Genomic DNA, 15108 nt, shown 5'->3' with positions numbered 1-15108 from the left:
ACAATGGCCGCTGCATCTGAACGATTCATCCCCGCCCGGGGCCTTGGCAACCCGCACTTGCAGACCTTGTGGGGGCCGCTGTGGCGCAAGACCACCCATATCGCCCGCCAACGCGAGCGCCTGTGGCTGGATGATGGCGATTTCCTCGACCTCGACTGGCATGGCCCGCACAACGCCGAGGCGCCGCTGGTGCTGGTGCTTCACGGGCTGACCGGCTCTTCCAATTCGCCCTACGTGGCCGGGCTGCAACACGCCCTCGATCGCCAGGGTTGGGCCAGCGTGGCGCTGAACTGGCGCGGCTGTTCGGGGGAGCCGAACCTGTTGGCCCGCAGCTATCACTCCGGGGTCAGCGAAGACCTGGCCGCCACCATTGCCCACCTGCGCGTCCGGCGACCGTTGGCGCCGCTGTTCGCGGTGGGCTATTCACTGGGCGGCAATGTGTTGCTCAAGCACCTGGGTGAAACCGGCAGCCAGAGCCAGTTGCAGGGCGCCGTGGCGGTTTCGGTGCCGTTTCGCCTCGACCAGTGCGCCGATCGCATCGGGCAGGGTTTCTCCCGGTTCTACCAGGCCCATTTCATGCGCCAGCTGGTGGCCTATGTGCGCAACAAGCAACGCCAATTCCAGCACGATGGACGCCACGAGGGGCTGGCGACCCTGGCGGCACTTGGCCCGCTGGAAAACATGCGCACCTTCTGGGACTTCGATGGCCGGGTAACCGCGCCGCTGCATGGTTTCTCGGACGCGGCGGACTACTACCGGCGCGCTTCCAGCCGCTATTTCATGGGCGAGATCAACACGCCCACCCTGCTGATCCAGGCGGCCGACGATCCTTTCGTGTTTCCCCACAGCTTGCCCGAGCCCGGCGAACTGTCCGCCTCGACCCAGCTTGAGCTGCACGCCCAGGGCGGGCATGTGGGGTTCGTCGAGGGGACCTTGCGCCACCCGAGTTATTACCTGGAGCGGCGCATTCCCCAATGGCTGGCCAGCCTGGGACGCGACTAGCCCCGGTAGGAGCCTGCTCGCGAAAGCGGTGGGTCAGCTTGCCTCGATATCGCTTGTGCCGACGCCTTCGCGGGCAGGCCCGCTCCCACAAGGGATTTGTGGTGGGCCGCAGTTTTGTGAGCTACCGAGATCCAGTGTGGGAGCGAGCCTGCTCGCGAAAGCGGTGGGTCAGCTTGCCTCGATGTCGCCTGTGCCGACACCTTCGCGGGCAAGCCCGCTCCCACAAGGGATTAGCGGTGGGCCGCAGGTTTGTGAGCAACCGAGATCCAGTGTGGGAGCGGGCTTGCTCGCGAAAGCGGTGGGTCAGCTTGCCTCGATATCGCTTGTGCCGACGCCTTCGCGGGCAGGCCCGCTCCCACAAGGGATTTGTGCTGGGCCGCAGGTTTGTGAGCCACCGGGAACCAGTGTGGGAGCGAGCCTGCTCGCGATGGCGGTGGGTCAGCTTGCATTGATGTCGTCTGTGCCGACGCCTTCGCGGGCAGGCCCGCTCCCACAGGGGATTGGCGGTGGGCCGCAGGTTTGTGAGCAACCGGGAACCAAGGTGGGAGCGAGCCTGCTCGCGAAAGCGGTGGGTCAGCTTGCGTCGATATCGCTTGCGCCGACGCCTTCGCGGGCAGGCCCGCTCCCACAAGGGATTAGCGGTGGGCCGCAGGTTTGTGAGCCACCGGGAACCAAGGTGGGAGCGAGCCTGCTCGCGAAGACGCTGCTCAGTCCAACCTCCCTGCGAGGGGGCACCCCCTTCACAAAGCGTTCCCCCCAGTGTGGTTGACGGCTACTCGCCAGTCGCCACGCCCCGTTGCGGATCCGTGATCCATTCACTCCACGAACCCGCGTACAACTGACCCAGTGGGTACCCGGCCAGGCACAAGGCAAACAGGTTATGGCACGCGGTCACGCCGGAGCCGCAATAGGCCACCAACCCGGCGGGTGAACGTTCGCCCAGTTGCTCGGCGAAGCGCTGCCTGAGCCGAGCGGCCGGCAAGAAACGTCCATCGCTGTCCAGGTTGTCCGTGAACGCGGCGCACTGGGCCCCGGGAATATGCCCGGCCACCGGGTCGATCGGCTCGACCTCGCCCTTGAAACGCGGTAACGCACGGGCATCCAGCAACGTCATGTCCGGTTGGCCGAGGCGCTGCTGCAAGGCCTGTGCAGTGAGCACCAGGGTGGCGTCCGGCGCGCCCTCGAAGGTCCCACGACGTGTCGCCGGTGGGTCCAGGCTCAAGGGCAAGCCGGCCGCATGCCAGGCCTTGAGCCCACCGTCGAGCAGGTACACGCCTTCTCGCTTGCCCAGCCAGGCCAGCAACCACCAGGCCCGCGCGGCATAGGCACCTGGGCCGTCGTCGTAGAGCACGATGTCGCTGTCCTGGTCGACCCCCCAGGCCCTGAACCGCTCCGCCAGCTCCTCGGGCTGCGGCAGCGGGTGGCGCCCGGTCACGCCCTTGGTCACCGGGCCACTGAGGTCGCGCTCAAGGTCCGCGAACGCCGCACCGGCGATATGTCCCTCGGCATAGCTGCGCTGGCCGTAATCCGGGTCGTCCAGGGCAAAGCGGCAATCGAGGATGACCAGCCCGGGCAGCACTCGTCGCTGTTCGAGGGCCTGGGGACTGATGAGTTGCGCAATGGGCATGGTGAGCTCCTGTGGCGGAAATCGTGGGGGCTGGTCCTACTGCCCTTCCTCCAGGGTCTGGGCCAGGGGGACATAAAACTCTTTGAACAACGCATCCACCGCTTCGCGGGCCTGATCGGTGACGAAACCGGCCTCCAGCACCAGGACCTGATACACGCCGCGCTTGATCGCCTGCTCACTCAAGTGGCTGAAGTTTTCCCGCGTGGTGCACAGGAACCGCACCCACGACGTGAGGATGATCCAGGCATTGAGGGTCAGGGATTCGATCTGCACCCGGTCCATCTTCAGGATGCCGGCCTCGACGAACCCCTCGTAGATGGCGGTGCCGTGGATCAGGCTACGCTGGGAAAAACGCCGGTAGCGCGCCGCGAGGTCCGGGTCGCTGTCGAGCAGATGCTCCAGGTCCCGATGCAGGAAGCGGTATCGCCACATGGCCGCCAGCAGTTCTTGCAGGTAGAAACGCTTGTCCTCCACGGTCGCCGCCCGGCCCTGGGGCGGACGCAGGAAACTGTCCACCAGGTTCTCGTACTCACTGAACAGCACGGCGATGATCGCCTGCTTGTTGGGGAAGTGGTAATAGAGATTGCCTGGCGACATGTCCATATGGGCGGCAATGTGGTTGGTGCTGACGCTGCGCTCGCCCTGCTGGTTGAACAGCTCCAGGCTGTTTTGCACGATGCGCTCGCTGGTTTTGATTCGTGGGGCCATGGTTTGGGCTTTAATTCGACGAAGGCATTGGGGGACATCTTACGACCTATTGGTCACTGGAAAAAACCCAAAGCCGTTTGCGGAGGCCATTGACTTTCTAGAGTATAAGCTCTAGAAAACACCCATTCTAATAATATCCGGTGCCCGACCATGCCTGCCGACGTTGCCTACCTGCATGAATCCCAACAGCAACTGGACGCGTTGCGGTCGCTCTTCGATGCCCAGCGCCAGGCCTATGCCGCCCACCCGATGCCACCGGCCGAACAGCGTCGGCAATGGCTCAAGGCGCTGGGCGAGGTATTGAACAACGAGCGTCAGGCCTTGATCGAGGCGATCAGCCAGGACTTCAGCCACCGCAGCGCCGACGAGACGCTGCTGGCCGAGTTGATGCCCAGCCTGCACGGCATCCATTACGCCCGCCGGCACCTGGCGGGCTGGATGAAGCCGTCCCGGCGCAAGGTGGGCGTGGCGTTCCAACCGGCGTCGGCCAAGGTCATCTACCAACCGCTGGGGGTGGTCGGGGTCATCGTGCCCTGGAACTACCCACTGTTCCTGGCCATCGGGCCCCTGGTGGGCGCCCTGGCGGCAGGCAACCGGGTGATGCTCAAGCTCAGCGAAGCGACCCCGGCGACTGGCCTGTTGCTCAAGCAACTGCTGGCCCGGGTATTCCCCCAGGACCTGGTCTGCGTGGTGCTTGGCGAAGCCGAGGTCGGCATGGCGTTTTCCAGGCTGCCTTTCGATCACCTGCTGTTCACCGGTGCCACCAGCGTCGGCCGGCATGTCATGCGGGCCGCCGCCGAGAACCTGACCCCGGTAACCCTTGAACTGGGTGGAAAATCACCGGCCATCGTTTCCGCCGACGTGCCCCTGCGCGACGCCGCCGAACGCATTGCCTTCGGCAAGACCTTGAACGCCGGGCAAACCTGTGTCGCCCCGGACTACGTGTTGGTGCCGCAGAGTCGCGTCGGCGAATTCGTCGAAGCCTATCGCGAAGCGGTTCGCCGGTTTTATCCGACCCTGGTGAACAACCCGGACTACACAGCGATCATCAACGAACGACACCTGGCCCGCCTCAACGGCTACATCAGTGACGCCACCAGCAAGGGCGCCTTGCTCATCGAGCTGTTCGACCAGGGCCAGGGGCGCCGCATGGCCCACAGCCTGTTGCTCAACGTCAGCGATGACATGACGGTCATGCAGGACGAAATCTTCGGCCCGCTGCTGCCCATCGTGCCGTACGAGCACCTCGACCAGGCATTCGCCTACATCAATCAGCGCCCGCGTCCGCTGGCGCTCTACTACTTCGGCTACAACAAGGCCGAACAGCAGCGTGTCCTGCACGAAACCCATTCCGGTGGCGCCTGCCTGAACGACACGCTGCTGCACGTCGCCCAGGACGACTTGCCTTTTGGCGGCGTCGGCCCTTCGGGCATGGGGCACTACCACGGGCACGAAGGCTTCCTGACGTTCAGCAAGGCCAAGGGCGTGCTGGCCAAGCAACGCTTCAACGCTGCCAGATTGATCTACCCGCCCTACGGCAAGCCGCTGCAGAAATTGATCCAGAAGCTGTTCGTCCGCTAGCTCTGCTTGAACAGTCTTGAGACGAAGGTGAGACAAGGCGAAAACCGGCAAAGAAGCGGAGTTTACTGGAGTAAACGAGCATGGCGAGCCGGTTTTCAACGCAGCATAACCGAGTATCAAGGCTTTTCAGACAGAGCCTAACGCAGGTCTACCCCGGGTAATAACAACATGAACCCCAGCCTCATCGATGCACCCGCCCTGTCGCGGCGCGGCCTGCTGAAATTCAGCCTCGGCGCCAGCGCCTTCCTGGCCACGGTCGGGTTGGGCACCAGCCTCAGCGGTTGCGCGCCCAGCCTGCCGGCCCAAGGCTTCGCTGCGCTGCGTGACAGCGACCTGCCTTTTTTGCGCGCCGTCATTGCGGTGATGCTGGATGGGGCGGTGACGGTCGGACGGATCCCCGCCGCCACCGACGCGACCCTGCAAAGCCTGGACGCAGAACTGGCACACCTGTCCCCAGCCATGCTCAAGCTCACGCGCCAGCTGTTCGACGTGCTCACCCTGGGCATCACCCGCGGGCCGCTGGCCGGCATCTGGGGCGCGTGGGAAAACGCCAGTGCCGATGACATCCGCCAGTTCCTCCACCGCTGGGAAAACAGCTCGCTGGACCTCCTGCGACAAGGCCATCACTCGTTGCTGCAAATGGTGATGATGGCCTGGTACAGCCGCGCCGAGGCCTGGGCGCATTGCGGGTATCCGGGGCCACCTTCCGTTTGACACCCCAGTCGAATCCCTTGGCGAGCCCCACACAAAGAGGGGCTCGCCCTCGGGGCCCGCCGTTAATCCAAGACAAACAGAGCATCCGACATGCCCGTACCCGATCTCTTCCGCGAAGGCCTGGCCCGTGGCTGGACCACCCACAACGGCGCGCGACTGGCCCAGGACCTGAGCCTGGAGGCCGACGTGGCGATCATCGGCAGCGGCGCGGGCGGTGGGACCACGGCGGAAATCCTCAGCGCCGCCGGCTACCGCGTGTTGCTGATCGAGGAAGGGCCACTCAAGACCAGCGACGACTTCAAGTTGCTCGAAGACCAGGCCTATTCCAGCCTGTACCAGGAAGGCCTGGGGCGCATGAGCAAGGACGGCGCCATCACCATTCTCCAGGGCCGGGCCGTGGGCGGGACGACGCTGATCAACTGGACGTCGAGCTTCCGCACCCCGGAGCAGACCCTTGATCATTGGGCCGCCGAACATGGCGTCAAGGGACACAGCCCGGCGGAGATGGCGCCCTGGTTCGAAAAAATGGAGCAACGCCTGGGCGTGACGCCCTGGTTGATTCCGCCCAATGCCAACAACGATGTGATCCGCAAGGGTTGCGAGCAGTTGGGCTACAGCTGGCACGTGATCCCGCGCAACGTCCGCGGCTGCTGGAACCTGGGCTATTGCGGCATGGGCTGTCCGACCAACGCCAAGCAATCGATGCTGGTCACCACCATTCCCGCGGCCCTGGACAAGGGCGGCGCACTGCTTTACCTGGCCCGGGCCGAACGCCTGGTGATCAGGCATGACGCGGTCGTCGGCCTGGAATGCGTGGGCATGGATGAGCGCTGCGTGGCCCCGACCGGGCGGCGCATCACGGTCAAGGCGCGGCACTACGTGCTGGCCGGCGGCGGCATCAACAGCCCGGGCCTGCTGCTGCGCTCCGCGGCGCCGGATCCCCATGACCGCCTGGGCAAGCGCACCTTCCTGCACCTGGTGAACATGTCCGCCGGGCAATTCGACGAGGTCATCAACCCGTTCTACGGCGCGCCGCAATCGATCTACTCGGACCATTTCCAATGGCAGGACGGTGCCACCGGCAAAATGTCCTACAAACTCGAAGTGCCGCCCCTGCACCCGGCGCTCGCCGCCACCTTGCTGGGCGGCTTCGGCGCCGAGAACGCCGCGCACATGGGCAACCTGCCCCACACCCACGCGATGCTGGCCCTGCTGCGCGACGGTTTTCATCCGGACAGCCCCGGCGGGCGTGTCGAGCTACGTGGCGACGGCACGCCGGTGCTCGACTACGCGGTGTCGCCGTATACCTGGGAAGGTTTGCGCCGTGCCTTCCACAGCATGGCCGAGATCCAGTTCGCTGGCGGCGCCAAGGCCGTGATGCCGGTGCACGGCGATGCCCGCTACGTGAGCACCCTGGCCGAAGCCCGGACGCAGATCGACGGCCTGGCGCTGGAGCTGTACCGCACGCGCCTGGGCAGCGCCCACGTGATGGGTGGCTGCGCCATGGGCGAAGACCCGAAAACCGCCGTCGCCGATAGCCTCGGCCGCCATCACCAACTGGCCAACCTGTCGATCCACGACGGCTCATTGTTCCCTACCAGCATTGGCGCCAACCCGCAGCTGTCGGTGTACGGGCTGACGGCGCAATTGGCGACGGCCCTGGCCGAGCGCTTGAAAAAACCATGAATATCCGGATTATTCGCACCGTCTATAGTGCTTTCTTATCCCACGGCCGACTTGGCCGACCGGGTCGGCTGCGATACCATCCGACTCCCCAACGGACTCCCGCCAGGACGACGCGATGAACCGAGTGTTGTACCCAGGTACCTTCGACCCTATTACCAAGGGCCATGGCGATCTGGTCGAACGCGCCGCGCGCCTGTTCGACCACGTGATCATTGCCGTCGCCGCCAGCCCGAAGAAAAACCCGCTGTTCCCGCTGGAACAACGCGTGGAGCTGGCCCGTGAAGTCACCAAGCACCTGCCCAATGTGGAAGTGGTCGGCTTCTCCACACTGCTGGCGCACTTTGCCAAGGAAAAGAACGCCAATGTGTTCCTGCGCGGCCTGCGTGCGGTCTCGGACTTCGAATACGAGTTCCAGCTGGCCAACATGAATCGCCAGTTGGCCCCGGACGTCGAGAGCCTGTTCCTGACGCCGTCGGAACGCTACTCCTTCATCTCCTCGACCCTGGTGCGGGAAATCGCGGCCCTGGGCGGTGATATCACCAAGTTCGTCCACCCGGCCGTGGCCGATGCGCTGACCCTGCGCTTCAAGAAGTAGCCCTGGCCGGCTGCGCTCCGCTCACGCTCCCACCCGTGCGGCCGAGCGCAGTCCATCGCACCCGCGTGCACTGCGCGCGCCAATGCGGCACAATTGCGCGCATACGTTTTCAGATGCCCGGGCCCGACGCCCCGGCAGGAGCCTGCATGTCCCTGATCATCACCGACGACTGCATCAATTGCGACGTCTGCGAACCTGAGTGCCCGAACGAAGCCATTTCCCAGGGCGAAGAAATCTACGTCATCGATCCGAACCTGTGCACCCAGTGCGTCGGCCATTACGACGAGCCCCAGTGCCAGCAGGTTTGCCCGGTGGACTGCATCCCCCTGGACGAAGCCCATCCGGAAACTGAAGAGCAGTTGATGGCGAAGTATCGCAGGATTACCGGCAAGGCTTGAGTTTCCGGGCGGCCTTGCACGCCCCATCGCGAGCAGGCTCGCTCCCACAAGGTTTCAGCGGCAGACACGGCACGCTCTGTGGGAGCGAGCCTGCTCGCGAAAGGGACCCGCCTCACTCCCCCTGCTCGAACCCCTCGCCGATACACCCCAGGCAACGCACGAACGTGGCTTTCGCCGGGTCCACCACCAGCGCTTTCCCTGCATCGCCCACCCCGCCGCCCAGTGCGGTGAAGGGCAACGACACCACGAACGCCCCCGTGCCGATCACGGTGGCGGCGAGCAGCAATGGCCGGGCAATCAACAGGTCGCCAAGCATGGCGTAGGCGGGTGGGTTCTGGATGGTGTAGCGCGGGTCACCGCTGCCGCCGTTCGCCAGGACGGGCGCAGCGAGACTCAACAGCAGCGTTGGAACGACAAGACGAAGCAGATTCATGGGGTGGTCCTTCGGCTAAGCAGTATGACAACTGACTATAGACCGTAGGACGGATCAGCCCAGGTCAGCGCTGGCAGCGTGGACACCAGACACTGGCACGCTGGCCGAGGCGGATTTCCCGCAGCCCCGTGCCACAGACCTTGCACAATTCGCCCCCGCGCCCGTAGACGAACAGCTCCTGCTGGAAATACCCCGGCTGGCCGTCGCCGCCGATGAAATCCCGCAGGGTGGTGCCGCCGCGCTCGATGGCATGGGCGAGGATGCGCTTGATCTCGATGGCCAGCTTCAGGTAACGCGCCCGGGAAATCCCCCCGGCCGGCCGGCGCGGGTCGATGCCGGCGGCAAACAGGGCCTCGGTCGCATAGATATTGCCCACGCCCACCACCACGGCGTTGTCCATGATGAACGGCTTGACCGCCATGGAGCGGCCCCGGGACAGCTGGAACAGGCGCTCGCCGTCAAACAGGTCGGTCAACGGCTCCGGCCCGAGTCGAACCAGCAACTCATGATTGAGCGGGTCGAGGCTCCAGAGCATCGCGCCGAAGCGGCGTGGATCGGTGTAGCGCAAGGCCAGGCCGGACTCCAGCTCGATGTCCACATGCTCGTGCTTGCCCGCCGGCATGCCGATCTCCACCAGCCGCAGGTTGCCGGACATGCCCAAGTGACTGATCAACGTGCCGACCTCGGCATTGATCAACAGGTACTTGGCCCGCCGCTCCACCTGCATGATGCGCTGGCCGGAGAGCCGCACATCGAGGTCTTCGGGGATCGGCCAGCGCAGGCGGTGATCGCGCACCAGTACGCGGCTGACCCGCTGTCCTTCGAGGTGCGGGGCAATGCCGCGACGGGTGGTTTCGACTTCAGGCAATTCTGGCATGGGGCTCTCGAGTCAGGCGAACCGGCACTCAGCGGCTGGAAAGGTCGCGGATTTCCTGTTTCTGGGTCTGGAAGTCGTATTCCGACAAACCGATGTAGTCGAGCACCAGCGCCCCGACGCTGTCCCACTCGTGGTCTTCGGGCTGGTTGCCCAGCACCCGGTGGGAAGCACAGATGTTCTCGGACATCTTCAGGATCGCCAGCAGGTTCTTCAACGCGGTGTTGTTGCGCGAGGACTCGTCGCTGAACACCGCCAGGGCATTGTGGTGGTTGGCGATGGCCTGGCTGACGTGATCCGGCAGGCGCCAGGACTTGGAAGTGTAGTAGCCGACCACCGCATGGTTGGTGTTGAACTCGCGGTTCTCGGTGTCCACCACCCGGCATTCGGCGCTGGCATTGGCGTAGGCCTGTTCCAGCACGCTCATGTAGTTGGGGAACTGCTTGAGCATCAACGGCACGCCGCAATCGTGGAACAGCCCCAGTGCGTAGGCTTCGTCGCCGTTCTCCAGGCCGACGCGCTTGGCCAGGGTCAGGCAGGTCATCGCCACGTCCTGGGCGGTGTCCCAGAAACGGTTCAGGGTGACGATGGCGTCATCGTGCAGCTCGCCCTTGATCGACTGCGCATTGATCAGGTTGATGATCGACCGACTGCCCAGCAGGTTCACCGCGCGCTGGATCGAGGTGATCTTGTTGCGCAAGCCGTAGTACGGCGAGTTGACGATCTTGAGCAAGGCCCCCGAAAGGCCCGGGTCCTGGGAGATCAGCTTGGCGATGGTGTCCAGGTCCGGGTCGGGCATGTACTGCTCCATTTGCAGATCCACCATGATCTGCGGCTGGGGCGGCACACTGATGCCTTGCAAGGATTGTTGGATCTGTTCGGCGGAAAGCTCTTGGGACATGAGTACACACTCTGGGTCGAGCGGGGATTCTAACCCCTAAAGATGGATCCGATACACCGTCGGGTAGATGCGCGGAACTTTCCGTCGGGCATCGGCTTCGGACTCTGTAGGGCCGACAGCAAGCCTGCGTCAAGGCTTAGGTCGGCAGCCCACCCACTCAGCTTGAGGAGATTTTCCATGCCCGGTTCGCTGAACAACAAGCGTGTCGCCATCCTGGTGACCGACGGTTTCGAACAGGCCGAACTGACCGGCCCGAAACAGGCGCTGGAACAGGCCGGCGCCAAGGTGGACATCATTTCCGCCGATGAAGGCCAGGTCAAAGGCTGGAACCATGACAAACCCGCCGACGACTTCAAGATCGACCTGACCTTCAAGGCCGCCAACGTCGAACAGTACGACGCCGTGGTGCTGCCCGGCGGCGTGCAGAACTCCGACACCATCCGCATCGACCCCGACGCGCAGGCACTGGTGAAGGGCTTCGAGGCCGCCAGCAAGCCCATCGCGGTGATCTGCCACGGTGGCTGGCTGCTGGTGTCGTCCGGGCTGGTCAAGGGCAAGACCATGACCAGCTACAAGACCCTCAAGGACGACCTGGTCAACGCCGGGGCGAACTGGGTCGACAAGGAAGTGGTCAAGGACGGGACGCTGATCAGCAGTCGCCAGCCGGATGACATCCCGGCGTTCAATCGCGAGCTGATCGGCGCGCTGTCCGCCTGACCGATCGGTAAGCCGGACACAAACCCGTGGCGAGGGGATTTATCCCCGCTGGAGCGCGAAGCGGTCCCAAAAACAGCTACCTCGGCCAGGCTGATGCACCGCGGGCTCAGGTTTCAGGGCTGCTTCGCACCCCAGCGGGGATAAATCCCCTCGCCACGGATTCCTCGTCCAGCTTATCCCCTGCGTTTCATCGCGCTTCAAACCCGCCAACACTGCAACACGCTATACTCCCGCTCTTTTTTCCGGAGCGACGTCATGTCCCTGCCTAGCCTGCGCCTCAAAGCCAACGCCGACCGTCGCCTGCGCGCCGGTCACTTGTGGGTCTACAGTAACGAAATCGATGTGGCCGCCACGCCACTGCACGGTTTCCAGGCCGGCGACCAGGCGGTCCTCGAAGCGGCCGGCGGCAAGCCGCTGGGCATCGTCGCGATGAGCCCCAACAACCTGATCTGCGCGCGCCTGCTGTCCCGTGACGTGAAGCTGCCGCTGGACAAATCCCTGCTGGTGCATCGCCTCAACGTGGCGCTGTCGCTGCGCGAGCGGTTGTTCGACAAGCCGTTCTATCGCCTGGTCTACGGTGACTCCGACCTGTTGCCGGGCCTGGTGGTCGACCGTTTCGGCGACATTCTGGTGGTGCAGATCGCCTCCGCCACCATGGAAGCCCACAAGGACAACGTGATCGCGGCCCTGACCCAGGTGCTCAAGCCCAGCGGCATCCTGTTCAAGAACGACTCCGCCGCCCGCGACGCCGAAGGCCTGAACCGCTACGTCGAGACCGTGTTCGGCCTCGTGCCGGAGTGGGTCGCCCTGGAAGAGAACGGCGTGAAGTTCGAAGCGCCGGTCATGGAAGGCCAGAAGACCGGCTGGTTCTACGACCACCGCATGAACCGCGCACGCCTGGCCCCTTACGCCAAGGGCAAGCGCGTGCTGGACCTGTTCAGCTACATCGGTGGCTGGGGCGTGCAAGCGGCGGCGTTCGGGGCCAGCGAAGTGTTCTGCGTCGACGCCTCGGCCTTCGCCCTCGACGGCGTCGAGCGCAACGCCGCGTTGAACGGCTTCGCCGAGAAACTGACCTGCATCGAAGGCGACGTCTTCGAAGCCCTGAAGGAGCTCAAGGCCAGCGAAGAGCGCTTCGACGTGATCGTCGCCGACCCACCGGCCTTCATCAAGCGCAAGAAAGACCTCAAGAACGGCGAAGGCGCCTACCGCCGCCTCAACGAACAAGCCATGCGCCTGCTCAGCAAGGACGGCATCCTGGTCAGCGCCTCGTGCTCGATGCACCTGCCCGAGGACGACCTGCAAAACATCCTGCTGACCAGCGCCCGCCACCTGGACCGCAACATCCAACTGCTCGAACGCGGCGGCCAGGGCCCCGACCACCCGGTACACCCGGCCATCGCCGAAACCCGCTATATCAAAAGCATCACTTGCCGGTTGTTGCCTAACAGCTGAGTGCCGTTGGCGGGGCCGGCGCCAAGCTCTGGGCCCCGCCTACCACCCTGTCGCTATGCCTGATCGCGCTCAGTCTCCTGGGATTGGCGCTCAATGGGCTGGTGCGGCATCGTCACAGGACGCTTCTCGTCGGTTGAAGCCGCCCGGTCATCGCCCCAAGCGCGACATTCGCGCCCGATCAGCGCTTTGCGTCATTTCATCCTGACGCCAGCGGTGTAGAATCGCGACATTCATCGCCATTCATCCCCGGCGGGTTTATGAGCCCATGCCCTGGCGCGCAGCGATCCTGCGCAGTCATCGGCCACTTCCGGACACTGCGCCATTCCCGGGTGTTCCAGAGGTCAACAGACGCTCACTTCCCCTTGATACCTGATTAGTACCTGATTAGCCGCCCGGAGTGTTCCATGCCCGATTACCGCTCGAAAACATCCACCCATGGCCGCAACATGGCCGGCGCCCGTGCCTTGTGGCGCGCCACGGGGATGAAGGATGACGACTTCAAGAAGCCGATCATCGCCGTCGCCAACTCCTTCACCCAGTTCGTACCGGGGCACGTGCACCTCAAGGACCTGGGTCAACTGGTTGCCCGGGAAATCGAACGCGCTGGCGGCGTGGCGAAGGAATTCAACACCATCGCCGTGGATGACGGCATCGCCATGGGCCACGACGGCATGCTCTATTCGCTGCCGAGCCGCGAGATCATCGCCGACTCCGTCGAGTACATGGTCAACGCCCATTGCGCCGACGCCATCGTGTGCATTTCCAACTGCGACAAGATCACCCCTGGCATGCTGATGGCCGCCCTGCGCCTGAATATCCCGGTGATCTTCGTCTCCGGTGGCCCGATGGAAGCCGGCAAGACCAAGCTGGCCAGCCACGGCCTCGACCTGGTGGATGCCATGGTGATCGCCGCCGACTCCAGCGCTTCCGACGAGAAGGTCGCCGAGTACGAGCGTAGCGCCTGTCCGACCTGCGGTTCGTGCTCCGGCATGTTCACCGCCAACTCGATGAACTGCCTCACCGAGGCGCTGGGCCTGGCCCTGCCGGGCAACGGTTCGACCCTGGCCACCCACAGCGACCGCGAACAGCTGTTCCTGCAGGCCGGCCGGACCATCGTCGAGCTGTGCAAGCGCTACTACGGCGAGAACGACGAGTCGGTGTTGCCGCGCAACATCGCCAACTTCAAGGCGTTCGAGAACGCCATGACCCTGGACATCGCCATGGGCGGTTCCACCAACACCATCCTGCACCTGCTGGCCGCCGCCCAGGAAGCCGAGATCGATTTCGACCTGCGCGACATCGACCGCCTGTCCCGCAACGTGCCGCAGCTGTGCAAGGTCGCGCCGAACATCCAGAAGTACCACATGGAAGACGTGCACCGCGCCGGCGGGATCATCAGCATCCTCGGTTCCCTGGCCCGTGGCGGGCTGTTGCACACCGACTTGCCGACCGTGCACAGCAAGACCATGGCCGACGCCATCGCCAAGTGGGACATCACCCAGACCAACGACGAAGCCGTGCATCATTTCTTCAAGGCTGGCCCGGCGGGCATTCCGACGCAAACCGCGTTCAGCCAGTCGACCCGCTGGGAAACCCTGGACGACGACCGTGAGAACGGCTGCATCCGCAGCGTCGAGCACGCCTACTCCAAGGAAGGCGGCCTGGCCGTGCTGTACGGCAACATCGCCCTGGACGGCTGCGTGGTGAAGACCGCGGGCGTCGACGAGTCGATCCATGTGTTCGAAGGCAACGCCAAGATCTTCGAAAGCCAGGACAGCGCGGTGCGTGGGATCCTCGCCGACGAGGTGAAGGAAGGCGACATCGTGATCATTCGCTACGAGGGCCCGAAAGGCGGCCCGGGCATGCAGGAAATGCTCTACCCCACGTCCTACCTGAAGTCCAAGGGCCTGGGCAAGGCGTGCGCCCTGCTGACCGACGGCCGTTTCTCCGGCGGCACTTCGGGCCTGTCCATCGGCCACGCCTCGCCTGAAGCGGCGGCGGGTGGCGCCATCGGCCTGGTGCAGGATGGCGACAAGGTGCTGATCGACATTCCGAACCGCTCGATCAACCTGTTGATCAGCGATGAAGAGCTGGCCGCACGTCGCGTCGTGCAGGACAAGAAAGGCTGGAAGCCGGTGGAAGCGCGTCCGCGCAAGGTCACCACGGCACTCAAGGCCTATGCCCTGCTCGCCACCAGCGCCGACAAGGGTGCGGTGCGCAACAAGGCGTTGCTGGACGGTCTGTAAGCGTCCGATGCCGGAATAAAAATGCCCCGCCAAGTGCGGGGCATTTTTATTGGCAATGGAATTTCATCCTGTGGGAGCGAGCCTGCTCGCGAAGGCGTCAGGTCAGCCAACATTCATGCGACTGAATGACCGCTATCGCGAGCAAGCTCGCTCCCACAGGGGATCTGCAATGCA

The 15108-nt window shown here is 64.4% G+C and carries 14 protein-coding genes; 9 read left to right on the top strand and 5 right to left on the bottom strand.

The features are described from left to right. Positions 1 to 3 precede the first annotated feature (3 nt). Positions 4 to 1002, top strand: coding sequence for a hydrolase (locus Q6A48_RS02750; protein WP_304551792.1), 999 nt, complete (start codon positions 4 to 6; stop codon positions 1000 to 1002). Between the two features lie 772 nt (positions 1003 to 1774). Here the strand turns inward: Q6A48_RS02750 and Q6A48_RS02745 are convergent. Together Q6A48_RS02745 and Q6A48_RS02740 are read right to left on the bottom strand one after the other, a co-directional pair. Then, positions 1775 to 2629 carry a sulfurtransferase gene (locus Q6A48_RS02745; RefSeq protein WP_304551791.1) on the bottom strand — a complete coding sequence of 285 codons (855 nt, stop codon included), beginning with the start codon at positions 2627 to 2629 and terminating at the stop codon, positions 1775 to 1777. 36 nt (positions 2630 to 2665) lie between these two features. Next, positions 2666 to 3337 (bottom strand): TetR/AcrR family transcriptional regulator, encoded by a 672-nt coding sequence (locus Q6A48_RS02740; RefSeq protein ID WP_304551789.1) that lies wholly within the window; start codon positions 3335 to 3337, stop codon positions 2666 to 2668. 150 nt (positions 3338 to 3487) lie between these two features. Here Q6A48_RS02740 and Q6A48_RS02735 point away from each other — a divergent pair, with 150 nt between their 5' ends. The 5 genes from Q6A48_RS02735 (at position 3488) to Q6A48_RS02715 (ending at position 8311) form a co-directional block, all read left to right on the top strand. Then, positions 3488 to 4918: a coniferyl aldehyde dehydrogenase gene (locus Q6A48_RS02735; RefSeq protein ID WP_304551787.1), complete on the top strand. Its 1431-nt coding sequence runs from the start codon at positions 3488 to 3490 to the stop codon at positions 4916 to 4918. A gap of 168 nt (positions 4919 to 5086) precedes the next feature. Further along, the gene (locus Q6A48_RS02730) at positions 5087 to 5632 is read left to right on the top strand and encodes a twin-arginine translocation pathway signal protein (RefSeq protein WP_304551785.1); all 546 of its coding nucleotides are present in this window, start codon (positions 5087 to 5089) and stop codon (positions 5630 to 5632) included. 90 nt (positions 5633 to 5722) lie between these two features. Then, on the top strand, positions 5723 to 7318 hold the full coding sequence (locus Q6A48_RS02725; RefSeq protein WP_304551783.1) for a GMC family oxidoreductase: 1596 nt from the start codon (positions 5723 to 5725) through the stop codon (positions 7316 to 7318). Between the two features lie 115 nt (positions 7319 to 7433). After that, positions 7434 to 7913, top strand: coding sequence for a pantetheine-phosphate adenylyltransferase (gene coaD, locus Q6A48_RS02720; RefSeq protein WP_003177462.1), 480 nt, complete (start codon positions 7434 to 7436; stop codon positions 7911 to 7913). 146 nt (positions 7914 to 8059) lie between these two features. Further along, entirely contained in the window at positions 8060 to 8311 is a 252-nt protein-coding gene (locus Q6A48_RS02715) for a YfhL family 4Fe-4S dicluster ferredoxin (protein WP_009683359.1), read from the top strand. A 112-nt stretch (positions 8312 to 8423) separates the two neighbouring features. Here the strand turns inward: Q6A48_RS02715 and Q6A48_RS02710 are convergent, their stop codons facing one another. The 3 genes from Q6A48_RS02710 to Q6A48_RS02700 form a co-directional block, all read right to left on the bottom strand. Beyond that, complete coding sequence (locus tag Q6A48_RS02710; protein WP_304551767.1) at positions 8424 to 8744, bottom strand: multidrug transporter; 321 nt, start codon at positions 8742 to 8744, stop codon at positions 8424 to 8426. A gap of 64 nt (positions 8745 to 8808) precedes the next feature. Beyond that, positions 8809 to 9621, bottom strand: a complete 813-nt coding sequence (gene mutM / locus Q6A48_RS02705; RefSeq protein WP_304551766.1) for a bifunctional DNA-formamidopyrimidine glycosylase/DNA-(apurinic or apyrimidinic site) lyase — start codon at positions 9619 to 9621, stop codon at positions 8809 to 8811. 28 nt (positions 9622 to 9649) lie between these two features. Then, entirely contained in the window at positions 9650 to 10465 is an 816-nt protein-coding gene (locus tag Q6A48_RS02700; protein WP_304551877.1) for an HDOD domain-containing protein, read from the bottom strand. A gap of 231 nt (positions 10466 to 10696) precedes the next feature. Here Q6A48_RS02700 and Q6A48_RS02695 point away from each other — a divergent pair, with 231 nt between their 5' ends. The 3 genes from Q6A48_RS02695 (at position 10697) to ilvD (ending at position 14934) form a co-directional block, all read left to right on the top strand. Beyond that, the gene (locus tag Q6A48_RS02695; protein ID WP_304551765.1) at positions 10697 to 11236 is read left to right on the top strand and encodes a type 1 glutamine amidotransferase domain-containing protein; all 540 of its coding nucleotides are present in this window, start codon (positions 10697 to 10699) and stop codon (positions 11234 to 11236) included. Between the two features lie 255 nt (positions 11237 to 11491). Next, positions 11492 to 12688, top strand: coding sequence for a class I SAM-dependent rRNA methyltransferase (locus Q6A48_RS02690; protein ID WP_304551764.1), 1197 nt, complete (start codon positions 11492 to 11494; stop codon positions 12686 to 12688). Positions 12689 to 13092: 404 nt separating this feature from the next. Then, positions 13093 to 14934 (top strand): dihydroxy-acid dehydratase, encoded by a 1842-nt coding sequence (gene ilvD / locus Q6A48_RS02685; RefSeq protein ID WP_304551763.1) that lies wholly within the window; start codon positions 13093 to 13095, stop codon positions 14932 to 14934. The last annotated feature ends 174 nt before the right edge of the window (positions 14935 to 15108 follow it).

This window comes from Pseudomonas citrullilanati (genome assembly GCF_030580855.1).
Lineage (GTDB): Bacteria > Pseudomonadota > Gammaproteobacteria > Pseudomonadales > Pseudomonadaceae > Aquipseudomonas > Aquipseudomonas citrulli.
Note: the sequence above shows the minus strand (reverse complement) of the source record. Positions and strands in the feature narration are given on the sequence as shown.

Coding starts and splice junctions, on each gene's coding strand:
- Q6A48_RS02710 (WP_304551767.1), bottom strand. CDS start 8,744: ATGAATCTGCTTCGTCTTGTCGTTCCAACGCTGCTGTTGAGTCTCGCT.
- Q6A48_RS02745 (WP_304551791.1), bottom strand. CDS start 2,629: ATGCCCATTGCGCAACTCATCAGTCCCCAGGCCCTCGAACAGCGACGA.
- coaD (WP_003177462.1), top strand. CDS start 7,434: ATGAACCGAGTGTTGTACCCAGGTACCTTCGACCCTATTACCAAGGGC.
- Q6A48_RS02735 (WP_304551787.1), top strand. CDS start 3,488: ATGCCTGCCGACGTTGCCTACCTGCATGAATCCCAACAGCAACTGGAC.
- Q6A48_RS02695 (WP_304551765.1), top strand. CDS start 10,697: ATGCCCGGTTCGCTGAACAACAAGCGTGTCGCCATCCTGGTGACCGAC.
- Q6A48_RS02725 (WP_304551783.1), top strand. CDS start 5,723: ATGCCCGTACCCGATCTCTTCCGCGAAGGCCTGGCCCGTGGCTGGACC.
- ilvD (WP_304551763.1), top strand. CDS start 13,093: ATGCCCGATTACCGCTCGAAAACATCCACCCATGGCCGCAACATGGCC.
- Q6A48_RS02715 (WP_009683359.1), top strand. CDS start 8,060: ATGTCCCTGATCATCACCGACGACTGCATCAATTGCGACGTCTGCGAA.
- Q6A48_RS02690 (WP_304551764.1), top strand. CDS start 11,492: ATGTCCCTGCCTAGCCTGCGCCTCAAAGCCAACGCCGACCGTCGCCTG.
- Q6A48_RS02750 (WP_304551792.1), top strand. CDS start 4: ATGGCCGCTGCATCTGAACGATTCATCCCCGCCCGGGGCCTTGGCAAC.
- Q6A48_RS02740 (WP_304551789.1), bottom strand. CDS start 3,337: ATGGCCCCACGAATCAAAACCAGCGAGCGCATCGTGCAAAACAGCCTG.
- mutM (WP_304551766.1), bottom strand. CDS start 9,621: ATGCCAGAATTGCCTGAAGTCGAAACCACCCGTCGCGGCATTGCCCCG.
- Q6A48_RS02730 (WP_304551785.1), top strand. CDS start 5,087: ATGAACCCCAGCCTCATCGATGCACCCGCCCTGTCGCGGCGCGGCCTG.